At 60.9% G+C, this 25,305-nt stretch carries 24 protein-coding genes and 1 tRNA gene; 16 read left to right on the forward strand and 9 right to left on the reverse strand.

Features of this window, described 5'->3' with window-relative positions:
- Positions 1–153 precede the first annotated feature (153 nt).
- The gene (locus VEZ52_RS13825) at positions 154–501 is read right to left on the reverse strand and encodes a DsrE family protein (RefSeq protein WP_291445143.1); all 348 of its coding nucleotides are present in this window, start codon (positions 499–501) and stop codon (positions 154–156) included.
- Between the two features lie 132 nt (positions 502–633).
- Here VEZ52_RS13825 and VEZ52_RS13830 point away from each other — a divergent pair, with 132 nt between their 5' ends.
- From VEZ52_RS13830 to VEZ52_RS13850, 5 genes are all read left to right on the forward strand, one after another.
- Positions 634–2,619, forward strand: a complete 1,986-nt coding sequence (locus tag VEZ52_RS13830) for an autotransporter assembly complex protein TamA (protein ID WP_324837330.1) — start codon at positions 634–636, stop codon at positions 2,617–2,619.
- Positions 2,619–7,019, forward strand: coding sequence for a translocation/assembly module TamB domain-containing protein (locus VEZ52_RS13835; RefSeq protein ID WP_324837331.1), 4,401 nt, complete (start codon positions 2,619–2,621; stop codon positions 7,017–7,019). Before VEZ52_RS13830 ends, VEZ52_RS13835 begins: the two co-directional genes overlap by 1 nt.
- Before the next feature lie 246 nt (positions 7,020–7,265).
- Entirely contained in the window at positions 7,266–7,724 is a 459-nt protein-coding gene (locus VEZ52_RS13840; RefSeq protein ID WP_324837332.1) for an MOSC domain-containing protein, read from the forward strand.
- 21 nt (positions 7,725–7,745) lie between these two features.
- Entirely contained in the window at positions 7,746–8,054 is a 309-nt protein-coding gene (locus VEZ52_RS13845) for a hypothetical protein (protein WP_324837333.1), read from the forward strand.
- On the forward strand, positions 8,051–8,572 hold the full coding sequence (locus VEZ52_RS13850) for a GNAT family N-acetyltransferase (RefSeq protein WP_324837334.1): 522 nt from the start codon (positions 8,051–8,053) through the stop codon (positions 8,570–8,572). The genes VEZ52_RS13845 and VEZ52_RS13850 overlap by 4 nt, the downstream gene beginning before the upstream one ends.
- Before the next feature lie 41 nt (positions 8,573–8,613).
- Here the strand turns inward: VEZ52_RS13850 and uvsE are convergent, their stop codons facing one another.
- Positions 8,614–9,873 (reverse strand): UV DNA damage repair endonuclease UvsE, encoded by a 1,260-nt coding sequence (uvsE, locus tag VEZ52_RS13855; RefSeq protein WP_324837335.1) that lies wholly within the window; start codon positions 9,871–9,873, stop codon positions 8,614–8,616.
- A gap of 338 nt (positions 9,874–10,211) precedes the next feature.
- Between uvsE and VEZ52_RS13860 the strand changes: the two genes are divergently transcribed.
- The 6 genes from VEZ52_RS13860 (at position 10,212) to VEZ52_RS13885 (ending at position 15,376) form a co-directional block, all read left to right on the forward strand.
- Positions 10,212–10,784 (forward strand): cytochrome c3 family protein, encoded by a 573-nt coding sequence (locus VEZ52_RS13860; RefSeq protein WP_324837336.1) that lies wholly within the window; start codon positions 10,212–10,214, stop codon positions 10,782–10,784.
- Positions 10,781–11,227, forward strand: a complete 447-nt coding sequence (locus VEZ52_RS13865) for a hypothetical protein (RefSeq protein WP_192112751.1) — start codon at positions 10,781–10,783, stop codon at positions 11,225–11,227. Before VEZ52_RS13860 ends, VEZ52_RS13865 begins: the two co-directional genes overlap by 4 nt.
- A gap of 111 nt (positions 11,228–11,338) precedes the next feature.
- Positions 11,339–13,609 (forward strand): nitrate reductase, encoded by a 2,271-nt coding sequence (locus VEZ52_RS13870; protein ID WP_324837337.1) that lies wholly within the window; start codon positions 11,339–11,341, stop codon positions 13,607–13,609.
- Positions 13,610–13,686: 77 nt separating this feature from the next.
- Complete coding sequence (locus tag VEZ52_RS13875) at positions 13,687–14,034, forward strand: hypothetical protein (protein ID WP_324837338.1); 348 nt, start codon at positions 13,687–13,689, stop codon at positions 14,032–14,034.
- Positions 14,031–14,555: a 4Fe-4S dicluster domain-containing protein gene (locus VEZ52_RS13880; RefSeq protein ID WP_324837339.1), complete on the forward strand. Its 525-nt coding sequence runs from the start codon at positions 14,031–14,033 to the stop codon at positions 14,553–14,555. Before VEZ52_RS13875 ends, VEZ52_RS13880 begins: the two co-directional genes overlap by 4 nt.
- Positions 14,552–15,376, forward strand: coding sequence for a 4Fe-4S binding protein (locus VEZ52_RS13885; protein WP_324837340.1), 825 nt, complete (start codon positions 14,552–14,554; stop codon positions 15,374–15,376). The genes VEZ52_RS13880 and VEZ52_RS13885 overlap by 4 nt, the downstream gene beginning before the upstream one ends.
- 310 nt (positions 15,377–15,686) lie before the next feature.
- Here VEZ52_RS13885 and VEZ52_RS13890 read toward each other — a convergent pair.
- Together VEZ52_RS13890 and VEZ52_RS13895 are read right to left on the reverse strand one after the other, a co-directional pair.
- A tRNA-Leu gene (locus VEZ52_RS13890) sits at positions 15,687–15,771 on the reverse strand.
- 41 nt (positions 15,772–15,812) lie between these two features.
- On the reverse strand, positions 15,813–16,244 hold the full coding sequence (locus tag VEZ52_RS13895) for a hypothetical protein (RefSeq protein WP_324837341.1): 432 nt from the start codon (positions 16,242–16,244) through the stop codon (positions 15,813–15,815).
- A gap of 122 nt (positions 16,245–16,366) precedes the next feature.
- Between VEZ52_RS13895 and VEZ52_RS13900 the strand changes: the two genes are divergently transcribed.
- Positions 16,367–16,837 (forward strand): phosphatidylglycerophosphatase A, encoded by a 471-nt coding sequence (locus VEZ52_RS13900; RefSeq protein ID WP_324837342.1) that lies wholly within the window; start codon positions 16,367–16,369, stop codon positions 16,835–16,837.
- Positions 16,838–16,940: 103 nt separating this feature from the next.
- Here VEZ52_RS13900 and infA read toward each other — a convergent pair whose 3' ends face one another.
- From infA to VEZ52_RS13925, 5 genes are all read right to left on the reverse strand, one after another.
- A complete protein-coding gene (infA, locus tag VEZ52_RS13905; protein ID WP_006008898.1) occupies positions 16,941–17,159 on the reverse strand; it encodes a translation initiation factor IF-1 in 219 nt (72 codons plus the stop codon).
- A 136-nt stretch (positions 17,160–17,295) separates the two neighbouring features.
- The gene (gene lgt / locus VEZ52_RS13910) at positions 17,296–18,156 is read right to left on the reverse strand and encodes a prolipoprotein diacylglyceryl transferase (protein ID WP_324837343.1); all 861 of its coding nucleotides are present in this window, start codon (positions 18,154–18,156) and stop codon (positions 17,296–17,298) included.
- Positions 18,153–18,644, reverse strand: a complete 492-nt coding sequence (gene moaC, locus VEZ52_RS13915; protein WP_027180997.1) for a cyclic pyranopterin monophosphate synthase MoaC — start codon at positions 18,642–18,644, stop codon at positions 18,153–18,155. The genes lgt and moaC overlap by 4 nt, the downstream gene beginning before the upstream one ends.
- Before the next feature lie 241 nt (positions 18,645–18,885).
- The gene (locus tag VEZ52_RS13920) at positions 18,886–20,085 is read right to left on the reverse strand and encodes a metal-dependent hydrolase (protein WP_324837344.1); all 1,200 of its coding nucleotides are present in this window, start codon (positions 20,083–20,085) and stop codon (positions 18,886–18,888) included.
- A gap of 1 nt (position 20,086) precedes the next feature.
- Positions 20,087–20,425, reverse strand: coding sequence for a chemotaxis protein (locus tag VEZ52_RS13925; protein WP_324837345.1), 339 nt, complete (start codon positions 20,423–20,425; stop codon positions 20,087–20,089).
- Between the two features lie 282 nt (positions 20,426–20,707).
- Here VEZ52_RS13925 and VEZ52_RS13930 point away from each other — a divergent pair, with 282 nt between their 5' ends.
- The 4 genes from VEZ52_RS13930 to VEZ52_RS13945 all read left to right on the forward strand — a co-directional run.
- Complete coding sequence (locus tag VEZ52_RS13930; protein WP_324837346.1) at positions 20,708–21,349, forward strand: phosphatidylserine decarboxylase family protein; 642 nt, start codon at positions 20,708–20,710, stop codon at positions 21,347–21,349.
- Between the two features lie 74 nt (positions 21,350–21,423).
- Positions 21,424–22,188 (forward strand): CDP-diacylglycerol--serine O-phosphatidyltransferase, encoded by a 765-nt coding sequence (pssA, locus tag VEZ52_RS13935; RefSeq protein ID WP_414649526.1) that lies wholly within the window; start codon positions 21,424–21,426, stop codon positions 22,186–22,188.
- 114 nt (positions 22,189–22,302) lie between these two features.
- Complete coding sequence (locus tag VEZ52_RS13940; RefSeq protein WP_324837347.1) at positions 22,303–23,850, forward strand: 2-isopropylmalate synthase; 1,548 nt, start codon at positions 22,303–22,305, stop codon at positions 23,848–23,850.
- Positions 23,851–24,050: 200 nt separating this feature from the next.
- Positions 24,051–25,305, forward strand: a 1,255-nt coding sequence (locus VEZ52_RS13945; protein WP_324837348.1) for a 3-isopropylmalate dehydratase large subunit, incomplete at its 3' end; no start/stop codon positions are given.

Genomic DNA, 25,305 nt, shown 5'->3' on the forward strand with positions numbered 1-25,305 from the left:
TGCACCACGGGGCTTTGGCGGCGCACCATGTCGAGAATTTCCCCAAAGCATTCCATGCTCTGTCTCCCCCGGCCAGACCGGAAGCAATAGTAAAAAAAGCGCAGGGTAGAACGCGCTCAGACACCGCAGATGCCCACAGAAAGGCAACCCGTCCTAGGGCTTGATGTAGGCGAAGCCTTCCCGTTGCAGACGCACAATTTCCACAAGACCGGCGGGCACAACATCGCAGCCGGGCCAGATGTCGGCATGGTCGATCTTGTTGTCGGCCAGGGCATTGGCGCACAGCAGGATGCGCAGGCCCTGATCCTGCAGGGGGGCCGCAATGGCGCGGAATTCTTCATTGCCCTTGACGAACTGGGTGACGGCGGGGCCGTTGGCTACAACCACAAGCTGAAAGCGTTCTTCGGGCAGGGCTTTGATATAGTTGGCCGCATTACGAAGAACAAGGCGCAGAATGGCGGGGTCCTTGCTGTCCATGTGCAGGCAGAGATCGTAATTCATACTTCTTCCTGTTGTTATGCGTTGCGCAGGCTGCAAGGCCTGTTGCAGCAATCCTAGCCAAGCGGCAGTTTTTTGCAAGCAACAGTTGCGAATGGTTCTTGATTCATGCGGCGGGGCAACGTATAGTTTGGCATGATCTACCCCCTTGGCGAACTACACCCCCAGAGGACGTACAGCCTGGCCTTGCTGCGAGGGCTCGCAGGCTTGGTGTTGCTGCTGTGCGCCGGGGGCTGCGGTTTGCTGGCCCGCGCGCCTGCGGAAGAGCCGCAGCCAGCGCCCCCACGGCTGGAAACGGCGTGGCAGGGCAAGCCCGTGCCGTACAAGGTGCGCATCAAGGTGCAGGACGGCCCGGATTCTCTGGCAGGGCAAATGAAGGCCTCAAGCCAGCTTGTGCAGCTTGCCAAGGAACCGCCAGACAGCCTGCTGGCCCTGGAAAGGCGCGCCAGGGCAGACACCGCCAGCGCGCAAAGCCTGCTGCACTCCCAAGGCTATTATGATGGCCTTGCTTCCGTTCAAATAGACAAGGACGCCTCGCCCGTTGTTGTTGACCTGGTTCTTTCGCCGGGCAAGCGCTACAGCCTAGGCCGCGCCGATGTGTATTACGACCCGGAACCCGACATCCCGCAGTTCTTTCGCAACAGGCAGCGTGAGGTGGGCTTTTGGGGGCTGCAAACGGAACCAGTGCCCCCGCCGTTCTTCCCCACGGTTTTGCCCGGCGTAGCCATTGGCAAGCCCATTGCCGCCGATGATCTGCTCGCGGCGGTGGATGCCCTGCCAGAATCCTTGCGGCGGCAGGGCTACCCCCTGGCCGCTGTGGCGGATACCAGCTACACCCTTGACCGCGAGGCCCGCAAACTCAATGCCGACATCCTGATTCGGCCCGGCCCGCCAGCGCTCATGGGCCGCATCGAAGTGCGCGGAGCAAAGGAAGTGAACGCCGAATACGTGCAGCGGCTCGCCCCCTGGAATGTTGGCGAGGAGCCTTGGGATTCGGACATGGTGGAAGACTACGCCAACAAGCTGCGCGGTCTGGGCCTGTTCCGCTCCGTGCAGGTCAAACCTCTGGAAGAAAATCTCGCCTGGGGCGCAGGGCGCGAAAGCGCCTCCGTGCTGCCACTGGAAGTGACCGTGGCGGAAGCGCCATTCCATTCGGTGGGGGCCAGCGCCCGGTATGATACGGATACGGGCCTCGGTGTGGAAGGCATGTGGGAGAACCGCAACGTCTTCGGCAATGGTGAAAAGCTCACGCTTTCAGCGCCTCTGGCTACGGAAACGCAGGGCCTCAAGGCTGTATTTGAAAAGCCTGCCTTTATGGCCAGAGAGCAGAAACTGCTCGTCACCGGCTCCACCTTGCGGGAAGATACCAGCGCCTACGAAAAAATTGCGGGCAGCGGTTCCGGCGATATCGAGCGGCGGCTTTCGCGCCAGTGGTGGGGCAGCGCAGGCCTTGGGGGCGAAAGCGGCTCCATCAAGGATAACGAGCAGGATCCCAAGGGCTACGGATTTTTTGGGCCACGGGTGGGGCTGCGGCGCGACACGCGCAACAATATCCTCAATCCTTCCGACGGCTCGGAGCTTGCGGTCAAGGTCAAGCCTTACACGGGCTTTTATGGCGAATCGTTCAACGTCATGACAGGCGTTGTTTCCGCCAGCGGTTATTACGCCCCCTTCCGCAAGGACGGCCTGCCGGACGACAAGCTTGTGCTGGCGGGCAGGGTCGAGGCCGGGGGGCTTGCGGGGGCTGGCTTGCGCACCATTCCGGCCAGTTTGCGCTACTACGCGGGCGGGGCTGGCTCTGTGCGCGGCTATGCCTATCAGTCGCTCGGCCCGCGCGACCACAAGGACGAGCCGCTGGGCGGGCGTTCCTATCAGGTGGTCAATCTTGAGGCGCGCTATAAAATTACCGAAGATGTGGGCATTGTGCCTTTTCTCGATGGCGGCATGGTATACAGGGACGAGCTGCCGCGCATCATCGGCGACATGAACTGGGGCGCTGGCCTTGGCCTGCGGTACTACACGCCCATCGGCCCTGTGCGCCTGGATGTAGGCTTTCCCTTGCAGCCCATTGACGGCGACCCCCCGGTGCAGATTTACGTCAGCATAGGACAGTCTTTCTGATGGATCAGGAACACAGCGCGGCCCCGCCGTCTTCCTCTTCTTCCGCATCTGCCGCTCCGGGCGGCAAGGCTTCCCCCAGTGCGGGTCAGCCCGCCCACAGGAAACCTTTTGGCGGGGGCCGTGGCCCTTTTCGCAAGTGGATGCGCCGCGCAGGTTGGGCGTTGGGCCTGTGCATGCTGCTGTGCGTAATTGCCCTTGCTGCAATCCTCGCGGCCCTGCGCAGCGACTCCGTGCAGGGCTGGCTGACGGAAAAAATCAATACAGCTATGGAAGCCGCGCCGGAATCCGGTGCGCCGCCTGCTGGCGTGCGGGCGCGTATCACCCATCTTTCCGGCCCGTTGCCTTTTGAATTTTTTCTTGGCCTGGAACTGCTCGACAGCGACGGCCTGTGGATGCGTCTGCCGGACTGCCGCGTGCAATGGGACTGGCGCGCCCTGCCTTCGGTCATGCGCCTTGCCTCTGTCGATGTGAATGACGCGCAACTGTTGCGCCTGCCCATTCTGCCGGACGGGCCTGAGTCTGCACCTGCGCCGCCCCTGACTGAGGAGGCCTTGCGCGCCATGCTGGGTGATGCCCTGCGCACGCTTGGCGGTTTGCCCGGCTGGTTGCCGCAGGTGCGCCTTGAAGGGCTGAACATCCTCAATGCCCGTTTGCCGCAAGCTTTGCTGGGTGGGGAGGCTCCTGCCGCTGCCCGGAATGAAAATCCGCCAGCCACAAAGGTTGCCGCGCCAGATGATCAAAAAAGTGCGCCTTCTACCGCAGAGGCTCAGCCAGCGGCATCCGGCGCAACGTTGCCCGGAGTGCGCCCTGAGCCGCATCTCGAAGCTCAGGGCGGAGGGAAAAACAAAGCTTCCGCCGATGCACTTCTTGAAGTCAGCCTGCGGGTGGAGGGTGGAATACAGGGCGCGAAAGCCTTCTTGCAGCTCAGAATCGCCTGCGCGGAAGATAGCCCTGTGTACGTTGGCGGGGCGGCAATCTACGGGGTTGACTCAACAGCCAAAGTGATTCTCACCCCCTCTCGCGTGGGCGAAGTTCTTGGCATTGATGCCACAGCCGAGCTTGCCTCGATATTGCGCAGGGCTTCCGCCCCTGTTGCCGATGATTCTTCTGCAAGCCCACCCCCAAGTTCTCCCACAAAAATATCTTCGGCCAATGATCTGTCCGCCGAATCAGGCGTGCTTGCCGCTCTGCTGCGCGAAGGCGCCAATGCACGGCTAGGTCTTGCGGCGCACATGACGGCTCCCGCCAACCGTGGTGAAGCTGCCGAGGCCAGCGCCGCGTTGGAGAGCATCAGCCTTGAAGCCGGGCCTCTGCACCTTGCCGGGCACGCAAAGTGGGACGCTGGCGAGGGCGCTTCCTGGTTGGATGGGCCTCTGGATGTGGATATCCAGGCCAGCCTTGGCGAGAAAGCTGATACGGAAAAAGATGCTGCTGAAAAATCCGCATCCACATCAGCCGCTGCTCCTTCCACAAATGGCGGCGGGCTGTTGCCCGAACGCGCCCAGTTGCGCATCACGGCAAAGGGGCCGCTGCAAACTCCAGATACGCAGATAGCGCTGGCTTGCCCCGCGTGGAACGCGGGGGGGCACGCCCTGGCGGATATTTCCCTGAAACTGGAATCCACGCCGCTCGACTGGGGACGGGTGCTGCTTGGCGCTCTCAAGCAGACAAGTGCCGCCCCGGCAGAAGTCGGGCTGTCAGACCCCGGCCAAAAAGATACGGAGCAGGCAGCGGAACTGACAGTTAAGGTGCAGGCCTCCGCCGTGGTGGATAATCATCCCCAACGTTTTGGCGCTACGCTTTTTGCCCTGAACGACAAGGAAGACGGGCATGCTCTTTTGCGCGCTGGCGTGCGTGATCTTCAATGCCAGTTGCTGGGCGTGGCTGGTTCCGGTCAGTTGCGTGCGGCCTTGCCCCTGCCGCTTCTGGCGGGCGGCATGCCCCGCGTGGACGGTAAGGTGGATGTGCGCGTGGCCGACTGGCAGGCGCTGTCCGCCATATTGCCGGGGGCGCGGCTGGACGGAGACGCAGCGCTCTCCCTCGAATTCGTTTCGCAACGGGCGGAATCTGCGGTGCCCGCAGCCGCTCAAAATTCGTCAGGCCAGGATTTACCAGATAAAAATTCTCAGGCTCAGGTAAGGCAGCTTCCGGCCTCGCAGGGCGCGTACACCCAGCAGGCAACGCTACGTTGGAGAGTGCCCCGGCTGGCTTACCGGGCAGGCAAAGACCCGGCCTTGGAAGTTCAGGGTTTGGAGGGCGAGGCGGTGCTGACCGATGCCCTTGGCAAGGGCCTGCTTGCCGCCCGGCTTGATCTCGCCGGGGTGCGCAGCGGGGCTGTTCGCCTTGGTGCCAAGCTGCGCGCGCAGGGGTCCATATTCGGGCCATTGGAAGCCACCCTAGAAACAAGCGGATTTGCCGCAACGCGTTGCGCAGTACGCTGGCAGCCCGGCCTGCTTGAATTGCGCCGCCTCGATCTTGACCTGCCCGCGCAAAAGCTGGGCCTGCGCGCGGCGGCAGGGGCCACAGTGCGCTACGGCGCGGGCGATCTGGCGGTCAACGGTCTTGATGTAAACATGAAGCCTTCTGGCAGGTTGCGGGCGCAGGCTGCCCTTGGGCCGGAAAAGCTTGATCTGCGCCTTACGCTTGAACATCTTTTGCTCGCGCCCTGGCAGGTGCTGATCCCGGCCTTGCCCAAGGGCGAGCTTGAGGCCAGCGCACGGCTTACCGGCACTCCGGCCCAACCCGGCGGGGATCTGCGCGTTGACGTGCGCGGTCTTGTGGTGCCGGGGGCGTCGATCAAACCCATGAACCTTGCGCTGACCGGAAGACTTGAGAGAGACAACGCTGGCGGCGGTGCGCTGGCTCTGCGCCTTGTGCCGGATCAAGCCACGGTGGCGGCTCTGGGCGGCACAGAATGCCGCGTTGAGGCCCGGTTGCCCCTTCTTTTCGGGGTGGACGGATTGCCGAGCCCGAACATGCAGGGGCCGCTACGCGCGTCCTTGCGATGGAACGGAGCCGTGGCCCCCTTGTGGAGCCTGATGCCAGTGGCAGATCAGCGGCTTGCGGGGCGGCTTGCGCTTTCGCTGGATGTGGGCGGCAGCCTTGAGGCCCCGGCCCCCAAGGGTTTTGTGCGCATGGACGATACCCGTTATGAAAATTTGCAGTACGGCGTGCTGCTCACGGGCATCAACCTGCGGCTTGATCTTGAAGAAGGCCGTGGCGGCGCACTGGGGCTTGCCCGTCTGAACCTTGGCGCTGCCGATGGACAGGGCGGTACCGCGCGCATCACCGGGCAGGCCCGGCTTGACGGCAGCATGCTTGATTTCAAGGCCGTGGTTGACCATCTGCGCCCCTTGCGACGCCGCGACATCCGCGTGGAACTCTCAGCGCAGACTTCTGTGGCTGGCAGCGCCGCAGCGCCCGAGGTACGCGGAACCGTCACCGTGAATCAGGGCCTTGTGCTGCTTAACAATCTTGACGTGGGCGGCAGCATCACCACCTTGCCCATCAGCGAGGTCTCGCCCGCCTGGGCCAGAGCAGGGCATGAACCGCCCACACCTGCCGCGCCGCAGGGCAAAAAGGCCGCATCCTCCGCTGTTGCCGTCCCGGCCTCAACAGCTCCCGCCTCTGGGGGCAATGCGGGTCTGCTGGATTTGCGCATTGTCATCCCGGGCCGCTTTGTCGTGGAAGGGTTTGGCCTCAAGAGCGAGTGGAAGGCAGACATGCATGTGGGCGGCACGCCCGCCGAACCGCTGATCTCCGGCCAGCTTGGCGCTGTAAAAGGCAGCCTTGATATTCTGGGCAAAAATTTCAAGCTGGCGAGGGGTGCTGTGACTTTTGGCGGCGGGGCTGTTTCCAATCCCCTGCTGGATATCATGCTGACCACTCAGACCCCTGCGCTCATGGCCAATATCAGCATTGTGGGCACTGTGCGCAAAATGCAGCTGATCCTGAGCAGCGACCCGGCAATGCCGCGTGATGAAATTCTGGCCCAGATACTCTTTGGCAAAAGTGCCAACGAGCTTGGACGGTTCGAAAATCTTCGGCTGGCCGCCGCCGTGGCGCAACTGGCCGGATTTGGGTCGGGCAGCGGCGGCGGTGGTGTGCTGGATTCTGCACGCCAGGCGCTGGGCGTTGATGTGCTGCGCTTCAATTCCGGCGCTTCCGGCGCGAATGGGGCGAGCCAGTCGGGCCAAGGCGGCGAGGGCATGGCGGCGGGCAGCTCGGTGGAAATGGGCAAGTACCTCACAGAAGATATTTATGTGGGCGTACAGCAGGGCACCGAGCAGGGCACAACCGCCTTTGTCATTCAGCTGGAGCTGACCCCGAAGGCCAACCTTGAACTGCGCACCGAGCAACAGAGTACCAAGGGCGGCCTGACCTGGAAGTATAATTACTGATGCGGCTCACCTTGGCGGGCGGCACGGCTTGTGATAACATACGTAAATAGTGTCATTAGATGGCTCTGCGGCTCAGAGCCTGTTTGTGAGGCTTCCCGCCCCACGGCGATCTGGCGGGTGGGCAAGCATACATGAGGTGTCAGACAGCAGGCTTGCCGCCTGACTGGACGCAGCCGCCTATCTGGGGCAGACTGCGGGCAGCTGTTTGCAGGCGGCAGGGCATAAAGACAGTAAAGGAAATGTAGCATGGGCAAGATCATGGCCATTTGCACCAGTCAGAAAAAAGGCACGGCCAAAAAGGCCGTGGATCAGGCAAATATTTTAGAAAATCACGGCATTGAGGGCGACGCCCACGCGGGCAACTGGCACCGTCAGGTGAGCCTGCTTTCGTGGCAGGCCATTGAGGCCTTCAAGGCTCGAGGCGCTCTGGTCGCCAACGGCTGTTTTGGAGAAAATCTGATAGTGGACGGCATTGATTTTGCCGCGCTGCCGGTGGGAACCCGCATTGCGTGTAATGACGTGCTGCTGGAAGTTACGCAGATCGGCAAGGAATGCCACAGTCATTGCCAGATATTTCACACCATGGGCGAATGCATCATGCCCACCCAGGGCGTATTTGCCAAGGTGCTGCACGGCGGCGCTGTGCGCACGGGCGACATGATGGAAGTACTGGCTCCCTCTGCCGGGGAAGCCACGCCTGCATAACACGTTCAGGTCGGGAGATGTATGGAAACTCTTAAAATGTTGTGGCGCACGGCGCTGTTTCTCGGCGGGGTAACAGTGGTTTTTGTGGGCTATACGGTTTGCGTGGCGCTGGTCGAAAGACATTTTTCGCCCAAGTACGCCAAGGGGCATGAGCAGTCGCCCTCGGCGGTGGCTTCTGCCGCGCCTGATCGCGAGGCCCGCGCCCTGCTCGACAGCGGTCAGCTGGTCAAGGAGCAGTTTACCCTTGAGGTGCAAAGCCATGTGCCGCCCCTGCGTGTAGACCGCACCGCCGGTCTGCTGGCCGGAGTTGCTCCCCAGAATGTTCGATGAGCGGCGCTGACAAAAAGGCTTTTTCGCAGACATTGCGCATCCGGCAGGCAACGGCCTGTGATTATGTCGCCTTGGCGGATTTGTGGCGGCGCAGCGTGGAGGCTACCCACCAGTTTTTGCCTTCCGGCGAGGTGGAACGCCTGTTCCATGATGTGCGTAACGCCTACCTGCCGGGCGTGGAAATTGTGTGGGTGGCGGAGCTTGCGCCTTGCGGGCAGGCTGCACCCGCGCAACACGCAGCGGGCAGCATGTTGGCGGGCTTTATTGGCTGCAATGGCGCACAGGTGGAGATGCTTTTTGTTGAATCGCGCTGCTTCCGTCACGGCGTGGGCAGGGCGCTTCTGGAGCATATGCGGGCCTTGCATCCCCGGCTGACGCTGGATGTGAACGAACAGAATCCGCAGGCTCTGGCATTTTATGAGCGGCAGGGTTTCAAGGTGGTGGGGCGGTCGGCTCTGGACGGGCAGGGCAATCCCTATCCGCTGTTGCACATGGAGTGGCAGGGCGAAACGGTCTGACATTTTTCGGCGCACGGTTCTGCCCTGCGCCGATTTTTTTGCTACACATAAAAATAGATACTGTGCAGCAGGTATTCCACCTTATGCCGCTCGGCCAGGCTCAGCAGCAGGCGTTTGACGCGCGGCAGGGCGGCAAGGCCGTTTTGCAGTTCAGCCATGCCCGCCAGTGCGCGCTTTTTTTCTGAGGGCGAGGCCAGCTTGTCCACATAGCCCCATACATGCTCGGCGGCATTACGCGCTTGCGGGCCGTAAAGTTCCTTTCCCATCGCCTGCTCCAGCAGCGCATAAAAACCTTTGGCATCGGGCGTCTCCGCCTTGAGCAGGCCGCGTATGGCCGTGTAGGCGGCCTGATCCCGCTCCAGCACCAGATACTTGTATCTGGCCCACTGGGCCGTAAGCTCCTGCCGCGTCAGTTTTGGGTTGGTAAGCTGAATGCACTTTTCGGCTGAAAGGTTTTTGTCCTTCACCTCCAGCATCACATCCACCTCGCGCTGCCCCAGCGACTGATGAAATTCCATAAATTCCCGCATGGCAATGGTGCGCGAATGCATGCCCGGTTTGCCACCTGCAAGCTGCTGGCTGTAATGCAGTTTGGGGCGGCCATGCTGCGGGGTCCAGCTTTCCATGGCGCGGTCAAGCCAATATGCCAGATTCCCCTTTGCAGGGGCGTTCAGTGAGTGGTGAAAAACGTCAAAGATGGCAGGCAGGCCGCATTTTTTGCAGATGCGCAGGGCATCTTCAATGGTGAAGGTGCGCTCGTCATTTTCAAGCGAAATGCGGGCCAGCACGCGCGTCGGCAGGGCCAGCAGGTTTTCCGCCAGCCGTGCGAGGGCGGAGGCCCTGTCGCCATAGCCCCCGCCGAGGTGCAACACTATGCGGGCGCTGCCGTCCACCCCCAGCGCATCGAGAAAGTCGGCATGGAATACAAGATCGGCAACAGCATGCTCCACCACCTCCTGCCGGGGGGAGTTCAGCACCGTGTACTGACCGGGATGCATGGAAACCCGGATGCCGGTTTGCTTCAGCACGCCGCGCAGCGCCTCAAATTCTTCGTGCAGCCGGGCACGCCAGTCAAATGTGTTTTGCGGGTGCGAGGCCAGCGGGATGATGTCCGAGCTGATGCGCATCAGGGGGATGCGCGCCGAGGCGCAGTAGCGCAGCATGGTTCCCAGAGCGCGCAGGTTGTGACGGCACACGGCGAGCATGTTTTCGGGCGTGGCTCTGGCAAGGGTTAGAGCGCTCAGGTCTGCGCCGGGCACCCCGATGGTCTTGCAGGCAAATCCATAACGTATCATGGGCATACTGTAGCGGATTTGCACTGGGCCGCAAGAGGCTGCCAATCCGCCAAAAAAAATCCGCTTCCGAGCCAACCAAAGTGCTGGCCCGGTTTTTTGTCTGCTCCAGTTGTCACACTGTCAGAATAAGATGATTTTTGTCATTTTATTCTGACAAATCCTAAGCCCCTGCCTTTCAACAGATCACGAACTACCGCTAATCACACAAATTTTCAAAACAGGGTTTTTGGCACCTCTTTTGCTTTTTGTGGTGAAATTCACAATTTGCGCCCTGCCGCAGGCATATCCCCGGACGGGAATGCCCTTTTGGCTTGGCGGCACCATCAGCCATGGAGACCAAAACCATGCCGTATCCTTCTAAGCGCGTCTGGATTGTGGGCTGTATAGCCCTGGCCGCGTGCGTGGGCCTGGCGGCAGCGGGAGTGGCGTATTCGTCGCGGACGGAGTTTTGCCTGTCTTGCCACGAAATGCGCGTGTATCAGGATGAACTGATGCTCTCCCCGCACGCCAAGGACGCACAGGGCAAAGCCATCGGATGCTCGCAATGCCATATCCCTTCGGGCAATCTGGCCCGCATGCTCGGCGCCAAGGCATGGATGGGGATGAAAGACCTGTGGGTTCACAATGTGGAGGGCGGTACGGATCTTGACCGGGCTGCCATGCAACCCATTGCCCGCCGCTTTACGGACGATGCCAACTGCCGTGCCTGTCATCAGGATTTGAGCCGCAATGCCAAGGCAGACGGGCCGATCTCGGCAGAGGGCCGCCTTGCGCACGACAATTACGAAGGCAAAAACGGTCAGGCCCGCAGCGGTTGCGTGGGCTGCCATCGCAACCTTGCCCACTTGCCCGCATTTGACGAGCGCATTCCCGCAAATCAGAAGTTTGCACAGAAAATCAAGGAGATACGGCCATGACCCGCAACAAGAAACTGCTCATCGTTCTGCTTGCCCTGGCGGTGCTGACGGGCGGCTATTTTCTGTATATGGCCTGGGCTTTCCCTGCGGAGCGCTGCGAGGCGGCAAAGCATCTGGATTCTCCGCAGATGGCGGGCGATTGCTACGCCTGCCACATGAAGAGCACCCCGCGCCTCGCGCAGGAATGGTACGAGAGCAAGCACGGCATCACCCTTGTGCGCTGCCAGACCTGTCACGGCATGCCTGACGGCAAGGGGGCCATTCCCTTTACCCGCAAGCCGGGGGTCGAGGTCTGCGCCCGCTGCCATTCGCTTTCCATCCAGCGCATGGAGGCCAAGTTCGGCAAGCGCGATGACTGTTCCGCCTGTCATCCCAACCACCAGAGCCCCATGCACGGCAAGGCTTACGAATACCGTATGCCCAGCGGCAAGACGGACTGGTAGCCCGCACGTGCGGTATGCGCCGCATCTGACGGCGCAGGGTGGGTTAGCCCGAGAGCAGGGCGGCCCGCAGTAAAGAAACAATCATGCCAAGCTAACAGCGAGGTTGCGGATATGAATTCATCGCGTCGTGATTTTTTACGTTTTTTTGCCATGTCTGCCGCTATGGCGGCGGCCACGGGCGTTGGCCTGCCAACCCTCGCCCTTGCTGCGGACGATCAGAAACCCGACAAATGGGTCAAAGGCGTGTGCCGTTACTGCGGCACCGGCTGCGGGGTGATGGTAGGCGTTAAAAACGGCAAGGCCGTTGCCATTCAGGGCGATCCCAACAACCACAACGCGGGCCTGCTGTGTCTGAAGGGTTCGCTGCTCATTCCCGTGCTCAATTCCAAAGAGCGCGTCACCCAGCCCATGGTGCGGCGCAAAAAGGGCGGCCCCCTTGAGCCAGTGAGCTGGGACGAGGCCCTTGACCTCATGGCCTCCAAGTTCCGGCACAGCATTGATACGTATGGCGCAAATTCCGTTGCCTGGTATGGCTCCGGCCAGTGCCTGACGGAAGAAAGCTATCTTGCCAGCAAGATATTCAAGGCCGGATTCGGCACCAACAACGTGGACGGCAACCCCCGCCTGTGCATGGCCTCGGCTGTGGGCGGTTATACCACCACTTTCGGCAAGGACGAGCCCATGGGCACCTATGCCGACATTGATCAGGCCACCTGTTTTTTCATCATCGGTTCCAATACCTCAGAGGCGCACCCCGTGCTGTTCCGCCGCATTGCACGCCGCAAGCAGGTGGAGCCGGGCATCAAGATCATTGTGGCCGACCCGCGCCGCACAAATACCGCGCGCATCGCCGACATGCATGTGGCCTTTCGCCCCGGCACGGATCTGGCCTTCATGCACAGTATGGCCTGGGTCATCATCAATGAGGAACTGGACAATCCGCGCTTCTGGCAGCGCTACGTGAGCTTTGTGGATGCCGAGGGCAAACCTTCGGACTTTGAAGGCTACAAGGCTTTTCTGGAAAATTATCGGCCTGAAAAAGTTGCCGAAATCTGCCGTGTCCCCGTGGGGCAAATTTATTCGGCGGCCAGAGCCTTTGCCGAATCGTCCGCCACCATGAGTCTGTGGTGCATGGGCATCAACCAGCGCGTGCAGGGGGTTTTTGCCAATAACCTCATCCACAACCTGCATCTGCTGACCGGGCAGATATGCCGCCCAGGCGCAACGCCTTTTTCGCTCACGGGCCAGCCCAACGCCTGCGGAGGCGTGCGCGATACCGGCGCGCTCTCGCATCTGCTGCCAGCGGGCCGCGCCATTCCCAATCCCAAGCACCGGGCGGAAATGGAAAAACTCTGGGGCCTGCCGGAGGGGCGCATTTCGCCCAATCCCGGCTATCACACTGTGGCGCTTTTTGAGGCCCTGGGCCGGGGCGATGTGAAGTGCATGGTCATTTGCGAGACAAATCCCGCGCACACCCTGCCCAACCTGAACAAGGTGCACAAGGCCATGTCGCACCCGGAATCGTTCATCGTGTGCATTGAGGCCTTCCCCGATGCCGTCACCCTGCAATACGCCGACCTCGTGCTTGCGCCTTCCTTCTGGTGCGAGCGCGACGGCGTGTACGGCTGCGGCGAGCGGCGGTACTCACTGACGGAAAAGGCCGTGGATTCGCCCGGTCAGTGCCGCCCCACGGTGAATACCTTGGTGGAATTCGCCAAGCGCGCGGGCGTTGACCCCAAGCTGGTGAACTTCAAAAACGCCGAGGACGTGTGGAACGAATGGCGCATGGTGGCCAAGGGCACCACCTACGATTTCTACGGCATGACGCGCGAGCGCCTGCGCAAGGAATCGGGCATCATCTGGCCCTGCCCCTCGGAGGATCATCCCGGCACCAATCTGCGCTTTGTGCGCGGGCATGATCCGTTGGTGCCAGCCGATCATCCGGACAAGTTCTTCTTTTACGGCAAACCGGACGGCAAGCCCACCATCTTCATGCGTCCCGCCAAGGGCGCTGCGGAAGAGCCGGATGCCGAATATCCGCTGTACCTTACCTCCATGCGCGTCATCGACCACTGGCACACCGCGACCATGACGGGCAAGGTGCCGGAACTGCTCAAGGCCAACCCGGCGGCCTTTGTGGAAATCAACGAGCAGGACGCCGCCGCCTTCGGCGTGAAGCACGGGGACAACGTGATTCTGGAAACCCGGCGCGACAAAATGGAACTGCCCGCGCGCGTGAGCGATGTGTGCAGGCCGGGGCTTGTGGCCGTGCCGTTTTTTGACCCCAAAAAGCTGGTCAACAAGCTGTTTCTGGATGCCACCGACCCCGGTTCGCGCGAGCCGGAATACAAGATATGCGCCGCGCGGGTGCGCAAGGTTTAACGCCCGGCGGTCAGCCCCATATGCATGAGAGTCCCGTCCGTGTGCAGGCATGCGGGCGGGGCAACGCGGGAGGAAATATGGCTATTGCGGGAATAATCCTGAGTGCGTCTGCTGCGGCCTGCGCAGGGCTTGAGAAGGCTTTGCAGGGCAGGGACGGCATTCTGGATGTGCAGCGCACGCCGGATGGTGCGGACATTGGCGGGCTGGTGGTCGTGGTGGAGCAGACTTCGGACAAAATCCAGAAGGAACTCATGGCCCTGCGGGAACTGCCCGAAGTGGACGATCTGCATCTGGCTTTTGCCGATTACGAGGATGATCTGGACGCGCAAGGGAACATGGGCTGCCCTGCGCATGAGCCGCGCCGCCATGCTGCGGCGGCCACGGGTGACGGCGAGAGCGAGGAACAGGCAGGGGAGAAAAAATGAGCCTTTTTGTGCCGCCTCTGCGCCCGCCCGGTGCAGTGGATGAAGAAACCTTTTTGCGTAAGTGCGTGCGTTGCGGCAAGTGCGTGACCGCCTGCCCGCATGAGAGTATTGAGATGGCTGGCGGTCTGGGCCGCTCGCGGCGCACGCCGCAGGTGCGCCCCCGCAGAAAACCCTGCTACCTCTGCATGAAATGCCCACCCGTTTGCCCCACAGGGGCGCTGGACACAGGCGTAAAGGAAATTGCGCGGGCCGGAATGGGGCAGGCCTATATTCTTAAAGACCGCTGCCACAATTACAAAACCGGCACCATGTGCATGACCTGCTACGACCGCTGCCCTCTGCGCGGAACAGCCGTGGTGCTGAGCGGCGGGCTGGTGCCTGCCATGACCACTGCCTGCGTGGGCTGCGGCATCTGCGACTATGTCTGTCCGGTGCAGGCTGTGGAGATTGTTCCCGCTTCATCCCGTTTTGTGCCGCCGCTGGCGGCTCCCACGGAAAAAGCGGCCGGAGGCACGGCATGAAAATTCTCGCTTGGGCGCGGCGCGGCGTGCAGGTGCTGGTGGTGGCGGGGCTGTGCGTGCTGCCGTGGCTCAATGCAGCAGAACTGCGCCAGATCAGCGGCAGTTTTTTTGCGCTGGATTTTTTCGGCATCCCTTTTGCCGACCCGGTTGGCGCGGCCCTGGTTGCGGCTACGGGATTTTTACCCGGTGAACGTCTGCTGACCGGGGCCTTGATCTCACTGGCGCTGGCCTTGATGCTGGGCAGAGTGTTCTGTTCATGGATATGCCCCTACGGATTTTTTTCCGAGTTGGCGCACTGGCTGCGCGGGCGGCAAGGCGGCGCGCAAGTGAAGGAAGGCCGCGCGTTTGCGGGCAAGGCTCTGCTGCTTGGGGCCGGGCTTGCGGCGGCTCTGGTGGCGGGCTTTCCCGCAATGGGCATTGTTTCGCTGCCGGGGGAGCTATCGCTCCTGCCCTTGCTTGTATGGCAGGGCGGCGACTTTTGGTTTTTACTTGGGGCGGTGGCTGTGCCGCTGGCGGCGCTGATGCTGGAGCTTGCGGTTGGCAAAAGGCTGTGGTGCCGGTTTGTGTGCCCTCAGTCGGTGCTGCTCGGCGCTGCGGCCCAATGCCTGCCCGCCAAGGCTCCGGGCCTGCGCATCGGCTGGCAGGCTGCAAACTGCACTTGCAAGGGCAAGGCTCCTTGCCGGCAGGCCTGCTCGCTTGAGCTGAATCCGCGCCGCAAGGGCGGCCCCGAGCGTAGGGATTGCACCCACTGCGGCGACTGCGTCAACACCTGCGCGAGCTACGGCAAGGCGCTGGAGTGGCGGGGGATGGGGCAGAGATAGCGGAGGAGTAAATCAGGAATTTCGTCTCTGTTTCCGCATGGACGTGTTCCCACGCACCACTACACTGAGCTGGAAAATTGAATTTTCTAGTAATACAAAATGGTTGCAGAAGCTCTCATGTTTAAACGGAATTTTTGTCAAAGTTCACGCTGCCAGCGTAATGTGGCATTTCCATAAATAACCGCTCCAGATTGTGGAGCGCTTATGAGAGAGGATCATTTTATTTCTCGGATTGGCACATCTGTGGACCAAAAAGTCAAAATCCCGGATTCGTCAAAATGACGAATCCGGGATTTTCCTTGATTTTCAATGGTACCCGGAGCGGGACTTGAACCCGCACACCTTAACGGCCAGGGATTTTAAGTCCCTTGTGTCTACCATTCCACCATCCGGGCATGTGTTGCGCGTGGCAAGCGGCGTGGGCCGCTATGATCTGTTATGTGTCCGGCGCGTCCTCTGCAATATCCTGCGGGCCGGAGCCTGCGATGCGCCATGTTTTGAGGCCGCTTGGCGGGTCTTCGGGGACAGGGCGTTCCTCTTCCTGCCATTCGCCGGGGCGCAGCCAGAAAACGTGCATGGATTCAAAATTCTTGTCCAGGCACAGCAGTCTGCCGCGCACGCCTTGCGGCAGCAGGGCCGCAATTTCAAGCGCAATCTTGCGGTACACATACAGTCTGTGCGCTTCAAAAACGCACTGGAACATGAGCGCATCGCCCAGGGGCGTAAAGTCCAGATGGGCCGCCCCGGCACGCTGGAGCAATTGCTCAACCTCGCGGGTCAGTTCTTCTTCCACTTCAAGCAATGCCTCGTATGTGAGGCTGTCGTCATAGCTGAAGTGGGCAAAAAGTTCGCTGCGGTTCTTGTCCATGAGCTTGCATATACGGCAAAGACGCCCTTTAGGCAATAATTGCGCGTGGATGTCTTCAGTGCTGGTCTTGCGGGCTCTTTGGGCGTAAGATGCACAAAAAACACGCACATAGCGGAGGCCGCATGAGTTTTTTTGACAAGCTGATTCTGTCGTTTTGCCGTCTGGGCGTAGCCGGGCTTGACCCCAAGGCTCCCGGCACGTGGGGCACCGCCATAGCCTGTTTGCTGGCGCCGTATATTTTTCTGCCCCTGTCCCTGCCGTGGCGGGCCGTGCTGCTGGTCGCAATTTTTGTGGTCGGCGGCCTGGCCTCCACACGCGCCGAGCATTTGCTTGATCGCAAAGACCCCGGCGAGGTTGTCATCGACGAGTTGGTAGGGGTGTGGCTTGTGCTGCTGCCTTTTGAAAGCCCCAGTTTCTGGCTGGTGCTGGCGGCTTTTGCCTTTTTCCGGCTGTTCGACATATGGAAGCCGTGGCCCGTGCGGGCTTCTGAAAACTGGCTGCCCGCCGGGTTTGGCATCATGATCGACGATGTTGTGGCTGGCGTGTGGGCCGTGCTGTGCGTGGCCTTGCTGCGTGTGCTGGGCCTTGTGTAGGCCGTAAGGGCAAGGCCACTGAATAGGCGGAAATTGCAAGGGGGGCGCGGCCAATGGCGCAAAAGGCCACTCTGGTGGCGGAAAAAAGCCGCCGCGCCCGCCGCTACTTCATGCGGTAGGTGATGCGCCCGCGGGTAAGGTCGTAGGGGGAAAGTTCCACCTTGACGCGGTCGCCGGGCAGAATGCGGATGTAAAACTTGCGCATCTTGCCGGAAATGTGGGCCAGAACTTCGTGGCCGTTCTCCAGTTCCACGCGGAACATGGCGTTGGGCAGGGCTTCCTGCACGACGCCGTCTACTTCGATCGATCCTTCCTTGGCCATGAGTACTCCAAAATATGATGTGGATAAACGCCGGTCAGCTTCACAAAAAAGCGGGACGCTGTCAACACGCCGGTGCCCCTGCTCGGGGGATAATCGGCGCGCAAACAGCGCCCGCTGTCACTGCACGGGTTGAAAGTTATTTCTTGCGTCCCTTGGATGATTTGCCGCTGGACGATTTGCCGCCGGGGCGGGCTTTGTTCTCCGCTGGGGGCACATGGGGTGCAAGCACCGGGGCATTGCGGCACAGCAGCCACAGGCCCGCGAGTATGAGCGGTACGCAGAGCAGTTGCCCCATGGTCAGCCAGCCAAAGGCCAGATAACCAAGCTGCACGTCAGGCATGCGCACAAATTCCACGGCAAAGCGGAACACTCCGTAGCCCAGGGCGAACAGGCCGGAGACTGCGCCCGTCTTTCTTGGCTTGGACGAAAAAATCCACACCATGAAAAAGAGCAGCAGCCCTTCAAGGGCAGCCTCGTAAAGCTGCGATGGGTGGCGCGGATTAGGCCCGGCGCCGGGAAACACGATGGCCCACGGCACATCACTGACCTTGCCCCACAATTCGCCGTTGATGAAGTTGCCGAGCCGCCCGAAAAAGAGGCCTTGCGGCACCAGCGGTGCGATGAAGTCAGATACTTCCAGAAACGACCTGCCCCGCGAGCGGGCAAAATACCAGAATGCGCCAAGCACGCCCAGCAGCCCGCCATGAAAGGACATGCCGCCGTTCCAGATGCGCAGAATTTCCATGGGGTCGCTGATGTAGACAGGCAGATCATAAAACAGCACGTAACCGATTCTGCCGCCCAGGATGATGCCGATCATCACGCAGGTCAGCAGGTCGTCCACATCGGGGGCTGTCCAGCCGGAGCCGGGCCGCGAGGCGCGCCAGCGGCCCAGCGCCCATCCAAGACCAAAGCCCGCCAGATACATAAGCCCGTACCAGCGCAATTGCAGACTGCCGATGGAAAGGGCTACGGGGTCGATTTGAGCGAGGTTCATGCGTCAATATCCGAGGCGTTGAATTCGCCGCTCTTGCCGCCGCGTTTGTGCAGCAGGCGTACACGGCTGATGACGATATCCCGCTGCACGGCCTTGCACATGTCGTAAATGGTGGCCGCTGCGGTCTGGGCCGCAACGATGGCTTCCATCTCCACACCTGTGGGGCCGACCGTGCGGGTCTCCGCTTCAATACGCACCGTGGGCGGCATTTCTGTTACGGTAAAGCGCACGTCCACATAGGTGAGGTTGAGGGGGTGACACATGGGGATAAGCTCGCCGGTGCGTTTGGCAGCCATGATGCCGCCAATCTTGGCGCAGGTGAGCACATCGCCCTTGGGCAGGGCGTTTTTGATCAGCAGTTCCATGGTGGCCGGGGCCAGTTCCACAACTGCTTCGGCTATGGCTACGCGTTCTGTGGGCGTTTTTGCGCCCACATCCACCATGGTTACGTTGCCCTGGCTGTCGAGATGCGTAAAGTTGTCGTTCATTGATACCTCAAAAAATTCCCGCAGCACGGGCTGCCGGGATGTTGTTTCAACTATGCGTTCCGTATGTCGTGCTGGGAAAACACAACGCTTGGGAGCAAATATTGATGTTACCCCAAAAAGCCATGGGAGTCATTGCGCCTGTAATCGCGCTGCCCGCCGTAGTTTCCCGGAAGGAGAAAGTTCTGGTTGAGCATTGCGCCGTGGGGCTCGGGCTGGCCGGCCAGGGTCGGACAGAAGAGGCTTAGCGCAAGCCCACAAGCCATTGCAGCAGCGTGGGATTTGTGGGCGGTCGGGGCGCTTGCCAGAAAGAATCACGCCCGCTGTCAGAAAAGCGCATCCGCTCCCGCAGCAGGCGCTGCGGAAATGCGGCCTTTGTGGATACGAGCGGCCCTGCGGTTGTTGCATTTTCCTGCACGGAATTTTCGGCAGGGGCGTCCTGCTCGCTAAGCTGCGGCGCAGGGGCAAGCTCCGCCATATATTTAAAAGGAATGTCCGCACTGGGGCGCATGCTCATGATCTTGCGCACAAGGGCAAGGCTGCTGCCAAACCGCTGGTCGTGGATGATCACATAGGTGGGGGCCGGGGCCTTTGCTGGCTGCGGATTATCGGCGGGCAGCATGTCTGCTGGCAGGGAGGCCACCACTGGCAGCAGGGTGAAATTCAAAAAAGCATCAGCCACAACAGACTGCTGCGCAAGGTCGCGGGCCAGGCTGTCGGGCAGGGCGGTGGCGGCAATTTCCGGGCCTCGGGGGGTGCCAAGGGCATTCATGCCCTGAGTGTACACCATGCCCCCGCTGGGTGTGGCTTCTGAATACAGGGCGCGCCAGAAGAAGGGCGAAAAGGCATCCGGCAGCACCACAATTTGCTGCGGTGCGCGGCCTTCCGCCGTGAGGCGCTCGCGGGTCTGCGCCGTATGCCATGCGTTGAGGCCGATGGAAATGCCGGGATAGACAAAGAGCCACGCCATTGCCATCAGCAGGAGGTCGCGCCGTGCACGCCAGCGCCAGATGGCCCACAAGAGGGGCAGGGTGATCAGCAGGTCAATGATAAACACCGCGTTCAGCCGCACCCGCATGTGCGAGAAGGGCACAAAGATCATGGTGCCGTATGTGGTGATGCAGTCCAGCCAGATATGCAGCAAGACCATGACCGTCATGAACAGCCATGTTTTTGCAAACCGCCAGCGCCTGGGCGTTTGCGCCCGCCACAGCGAGCAGCCCACAAGCGCCAGCACCAGCCCCAGGAGCGGGGCAAAAAACAGGGAATGCGTAATGCCCCGGTGCAACAGCAAAAATTGCAGGGGGGTGTTCGCCATGAGCACATCAACATCGGGAGAGGCGGCGGCCAGGGCGGCCAAGGGCACCGCCCAGCGGCTCGCGGGGCGGTTGGGCATGGCAAGCATGGCCACAGTCCCGCTTGCGGCGTGAGTTATCGGATCCATATTACTGCCTGAACGGGCTGCGCTGTTTGGGCACAGACCTGTATTGCGGGTCTTCTGGGCTTACGTCCGTATCAAGGCCGTTCATGCGGCGAAACTGCTGCATGCGCCATTGCTGCATGTTGGCCATGACATCGGGCCGGTTTTGATAATAGAGCATGCGCTGGGTGTTGTTTGATCCGTACACAGGGTAGCGCAACTGATCTTCCACGCTCACGCCCTGGGGCTGCGAATCACTCTCGCTGGAGGAACCCGCGCCGATGTCCTTGGGGCCGCAACCGCCCAGTCCGCCTACGGCGGCCAGCAGTAGCACAAAAAGGCAGGCAACGGATTTTCTGTTCATAGGCTCAGTATAGCTGTGTCGCAAAAACTCTGCAACAGGGGCTGGGATGCGGGCTCTGCGGGCAAATCAGGGATTCTGCTGGCGAGCGCTGACCGCGCAGGATATCCGCCGCTGCGACGTGATTGTGTTGCTCTTCGACCGCGCGCATCCTTGCGGCGCGGATCCACCTGCGGGCTTGCCTTGCAGAAAAACGCAGGGTATGTAGCACGTTCAACACTTGCCCTTTTTTATTCAAGCGTTGCCCGGAGTTGTCCGGCTACGACAATTTATACAGGAGTCGCCATGCGTGCACCCAATTGCGGCATCACCCCCGAAGGTTGGCCTTGCATCGGCCTTACCGCGTTCAGTGCGCTGGTTTTTGCCTGCATGGGCTGGTGGCTTCTGGCCGTGATTTTTCTGGCCCTCTGCTGGTTCAGCATGCACTTTTTCCGCGATCCCGAGCGGGTTGTGCCACAGGGCGAGGGGCTTGCCGTAAGCCCTGCGGACGGCAAGGTTATCCGCATTGAGGAACGCCCCGACCCCTTCACCGATGAACCCAAGCTGTGCATCAGCATCTTCATGAACGTGTTCAGCGTGCACGTGAACCGCGCCCCCGTGGCGGGAACGGTCGAGGGCATCCGCTATTTCCCCGGCGCGTTCGTCAATGCCGCATTTGACAAGGCCTCCACGCACAATGAGCGCTGCGCCTACAGCATGCGCGATGCGGACGGCAACCCCTGGACCATGGTGCAGATTGCCGGGCTTATCGCCCGCCGCATTGTCTGCCGCGTTGACGAGGGCGATGCCCTTGCACGTGGGGAGCGCTACGGCATGATCCGCTTTGGTTCGCGAGTTGACCTTTACCTTCCTCAGGGATATGTTGCGGCCACGCGCATCGGCGAACAGGTCTTCGCCGGGCAGAGCGTGGTGGCCAGAGCGAAGTAGCACAGCCGAAAAACGCGCCCCAATGCCACGCCCAAAAGCCGACAGACAGGCACTTAGTTTAGTAAAGATGGTGAATGATGGCCCCGGAAGTTAAAAAGCCGCGCAAAGGAGTATACCTCCTGCCGAACATGATCACGACGTTGAGCATGTTTCTCGGCTTTTTGTCCATGGTCTGGGCCGTGCAGGGGCGTTTTGAATCGGCCTGCTTCGCCATCCTGCTCTCCGCAGTCATGGACGGGCTGGACGGCAAGGTTGCCCGCCTCACCAATACGGCCAGCGAGTTCGGCGTTCAGTACGATTCGCTTTCCGATCTTGTGGCCTTTGGCATTGCCCCGGCCATGCTCATGTGGCAGTGGGAGCTTTCGGCCCTTGGCCGCATGGGGCTTGCCGCCGCCTTCATTTACGCTGCCTGCGGCGCTTTGCGCCTTGCGCGCTTTAACGTGAGCACTGCGGCTGTGGGCAAGCGCTTTTTTATCGGTCTGCCCATCCCTGCGGGCGGCTGCACCGTGGTTACCTTTGTTTTTTGCGCTGCGCATTTCCCCGCGATTATGGCTTCGGCCCTGCCCTATATGACCCTTGTTCTCGCCATTGGCGTAGGGGTTTTGATGGTCAGCAAGGTGCGCTATTTTTCCTTTAAGGAATATGATTTCCTGCGCGCCCATCCCATCCGCACCATGCTTTTCTTCCTGCTTGTGCTCGGAACGGTCATTTCCTTTCCGCGCGTCATGGGTTTTGTGCTCTGCGCCGTCTACATCATTGGCGGCATTGTCTACACCTTCGTCATCCTTCCCCGCCGCAATCGTCAGCTACTACGCGCCCTATCGCCCCAGAGCGATTGAGGTTGCGTAACGGTTGCCGCCCCTAGGGGCGGAAACGCTCCCCTGGACAGCCGCCCTTTACGGTGGCCGTTATGCAAGATATAGCCATCTTTGTCAGAACCAGAGGAGTTTGTCATGAACAACCGCGTCTATTTTTTCGATACCACCTTGCGCGATGGCGAGCAGTCGCCCGGCGCCACCATGAACTTGCAGGAAAAGCTGCGTGTAGCCCACCAGCTTGAAGTGCTCGGCGTGGACATTATGGAAGCGGGCTTTCCCGCCTCCAGCCCCGGCGATTTCGAGTCTGTGCAGCGCATTGCCTCACAGGCTGGCGACATTCAGGTGGCGGGCCTTGCCCGTTGCGTCCCCAATGACATCGACCGTTGCTGGGAAGCCGTGAAAGTGGCTAAAAATCCCCGCATCCATGTCTTTTTGTCCACCTCTCCCCTGCACATGAAGCACAAGCTGCGCAAAGATCCCGAAGACGTTCTTAAGATGATCGTCGAGGGCGTCAAACGCTGCGCCACATATACCAGCAACGTGGAATTTTCCCTCGAGGATTTTTCGCGCACCGAAGGCGATTTTGCCTGCCGCGTGGTCGAGGCCGCCATCAAGGCCGGGGCCAGCACCATCAATTTGCCCGATACCGTGGGCTATGCCGAACCGCAGGAATACGCCGCTCTGCTTGACCACGTCATCAAGAATACGCCCAACAGCGACAAGGCCATCTTCAGCGTGCACTGCCACAACGACCTCGGCCTTGCCGTGGCCAACACCTTGGCCGCCTTCCGTGTGGGGGTGCGTCAGGCAGAGGTTACGTTGTGCGGCATCGGCGAACGCGCCGGTAACGCCGCCCTTGAAGAAGTGGTCATGAACCTGCGTGTACGCCACGATTATTACCAGCTTGAGCACAACATCGTCACCGAGCAGCTTTACCCTTCGTGCCGCCTGCTTTCCATGACCATTGGTCAGCCCATTGCCAACAACAAGTCCATTGTAGGCGCCAATGCATTTGCGCACGAGTCGGGCATTCATCAGGACGGCATGCTCAAGAACCGCGAAACTTACGAGATCATGACTCCGCAGTCCGTGGGCCGCACCGAGAGCAACCTTGTGATCGGCAAGCACTCTGGCCGTAACGCGGTGCGCAACAAGTTTGAGAGCATGGGCTACAAGCTGGACGACGAGCAGCTCAACCTCGTGTTTGAAGCTGTGAAGCAGCTGGCCGACCGCAAAAAGACCCTGCACGACGATGACCTCATGGCCCTTGTGCAGGAAGAAGTCTACCGCATGCCCGATCTTTTCCGCCTGCGGCATGTGAGCGTGCAGAGTTCCGATGCGGGCGGCGTACCGCCCACGGCTGCCGTCATCATGGACATCAAGGGGATTGAAAGCAGCGGCGCTGGCTTTGGCGTTGGCCCTGTGGACGCCCTGTTCAACGTGATCGCCGACATGGTGGGCCGTCAGCCCGAGCTTGAGCAGTACGCCATCAATGCCATCACCGGCGGCACCGATGCCCAGGGCGAAGTGACCGTGCGCCTGCGCGAGGGTGAAGTGAGCGCCGTGGGGCGCGGTACCCATCCGGATATTTTTGTTGCCAGCGCGCGTGCCTACGTCAACGCCCTTAACCACCTGTTCAAGAAGGAACAGGAAGGGCCGCGGCTGCACTGCCAGCACGATTAAGGGCTGTTCCTCTGGTCTGCAACGGGTCGACCGCCCCTCCTCTGGGGCGGCTGGCCTGTGGAGCCAAGACGCACCCGCGCCACGCAGGCAAAGCCTGTGCGGGCCAAATAAAAAACAGGCGCAGGATTTTTGCCGCGCCTTACGAAACACCGTATTCGCCGCTGCCCCCCTCGGTGGAGCCAGGATGAAAGGAGTAGATCATGCCACAGACGCTTGCGCAAAAAATTTTGCAAGCCCACACAGACGAAGTTGTGGAACAGGACGGCCAGATTGTTCAGTGCCGTGTGTCGCTGGTGCTCGCCAACGACATCACCGGGCCGCTGGCCATCAAATCTTTCAAGGGAATGGGCGCGGAAAAGGTTTTTGACAAAGACAAGATCGCTCTGGTCATGGATCACTTTACGCCGCAAAAAGATATTGATTCCGCCAATCAGGTCATGGTGACCCGCAAGTTCGCCGAAGAGCAGAACATCACCCACTATTATGAAGGCGGCGACTGCGGCGTGGAACACACCCTGCTGCCCGAGCAGGGCCTTGTGGGTCCCGGCGATGTGGTCATCGGCGCAGACAGCCACACCTGCACCTACGGCGGCATCGGCGCTTTTGCCACCGGCATGGGTTCTACCGATATTGCGGCCGCGATGGCGCTGGGCGAAACCTGGTTCAAGGTGCCGTCCACCATCCGCGTGAACATCAGCGGTCAGATGCCCAAGTGGCTGCGCGGCAAAGATCTGATGCTCATGCTCATCGGCGCTATCGGCGTGGACGGCGCGCTCTACAAGGCCCTGGAATTCGGCGGCTCTGTGGTGGATGATCTTTCCGTTGAAGGCCGCCTGTGCATGGCAAATATGGCTATTGAAGCGGGCGGCAAGGTGGGCCTGTTTGCGGTGGACGCCAAAACGCGCACCTACTGCGCGGAGCACAACCGCCCCGGTCTGACGCAGGATCTGGCCGCAGACCCCGGCGCGATTTACGAGCGCGTGGTCAATATTGACGTGACCGGCAAGGAGCCTGTGGTGGCCTGCCCGCACCTGCCCTCCAACGTCAAGCCTGTTTCCGAGGTGCGCAATACGCCCATTCAGCAGGTGGTTATTGGCTCCTGCACCAATGGCCGCATCAGCGACATGCGCGATGCCGCCGAAGTGCTGCGGGGCCGCAAGGTTGCCAAACACCTGCGCTGCATTGTGCTGCCCTCCACGCCCACGGTGTGGAAGCAGTGCCTCAAGGAAGGCCTCATTGAAACCTTCATGGAATCCGGCTGCGTGGTCGGCCCCTGCACGTGCGGCCCCTGCCTTGGCGGTCACATGGGTATTCTGGGCGATGGCGAACGCGCCGTGGCCACCACCAACCGCAATTTCAAGGGCCGCATGGGCAGCCTGAGTTCCGAGGTTTATCTGGCAAGCCCCATCGTGGCAGCCGCTTCGGCCATTGCGGGTTGCGTGGCCGGGCCTGATC

The sequence above is a fragment of the Desulfovibrio sp. genome (assembly GCF_035644575.1).
Lineage (GTDB): Bacteria > Desulfobacterota > Desulfovibrionia > Desulfovibrionales > Desulfovibrionaceae > Desulfovibrio.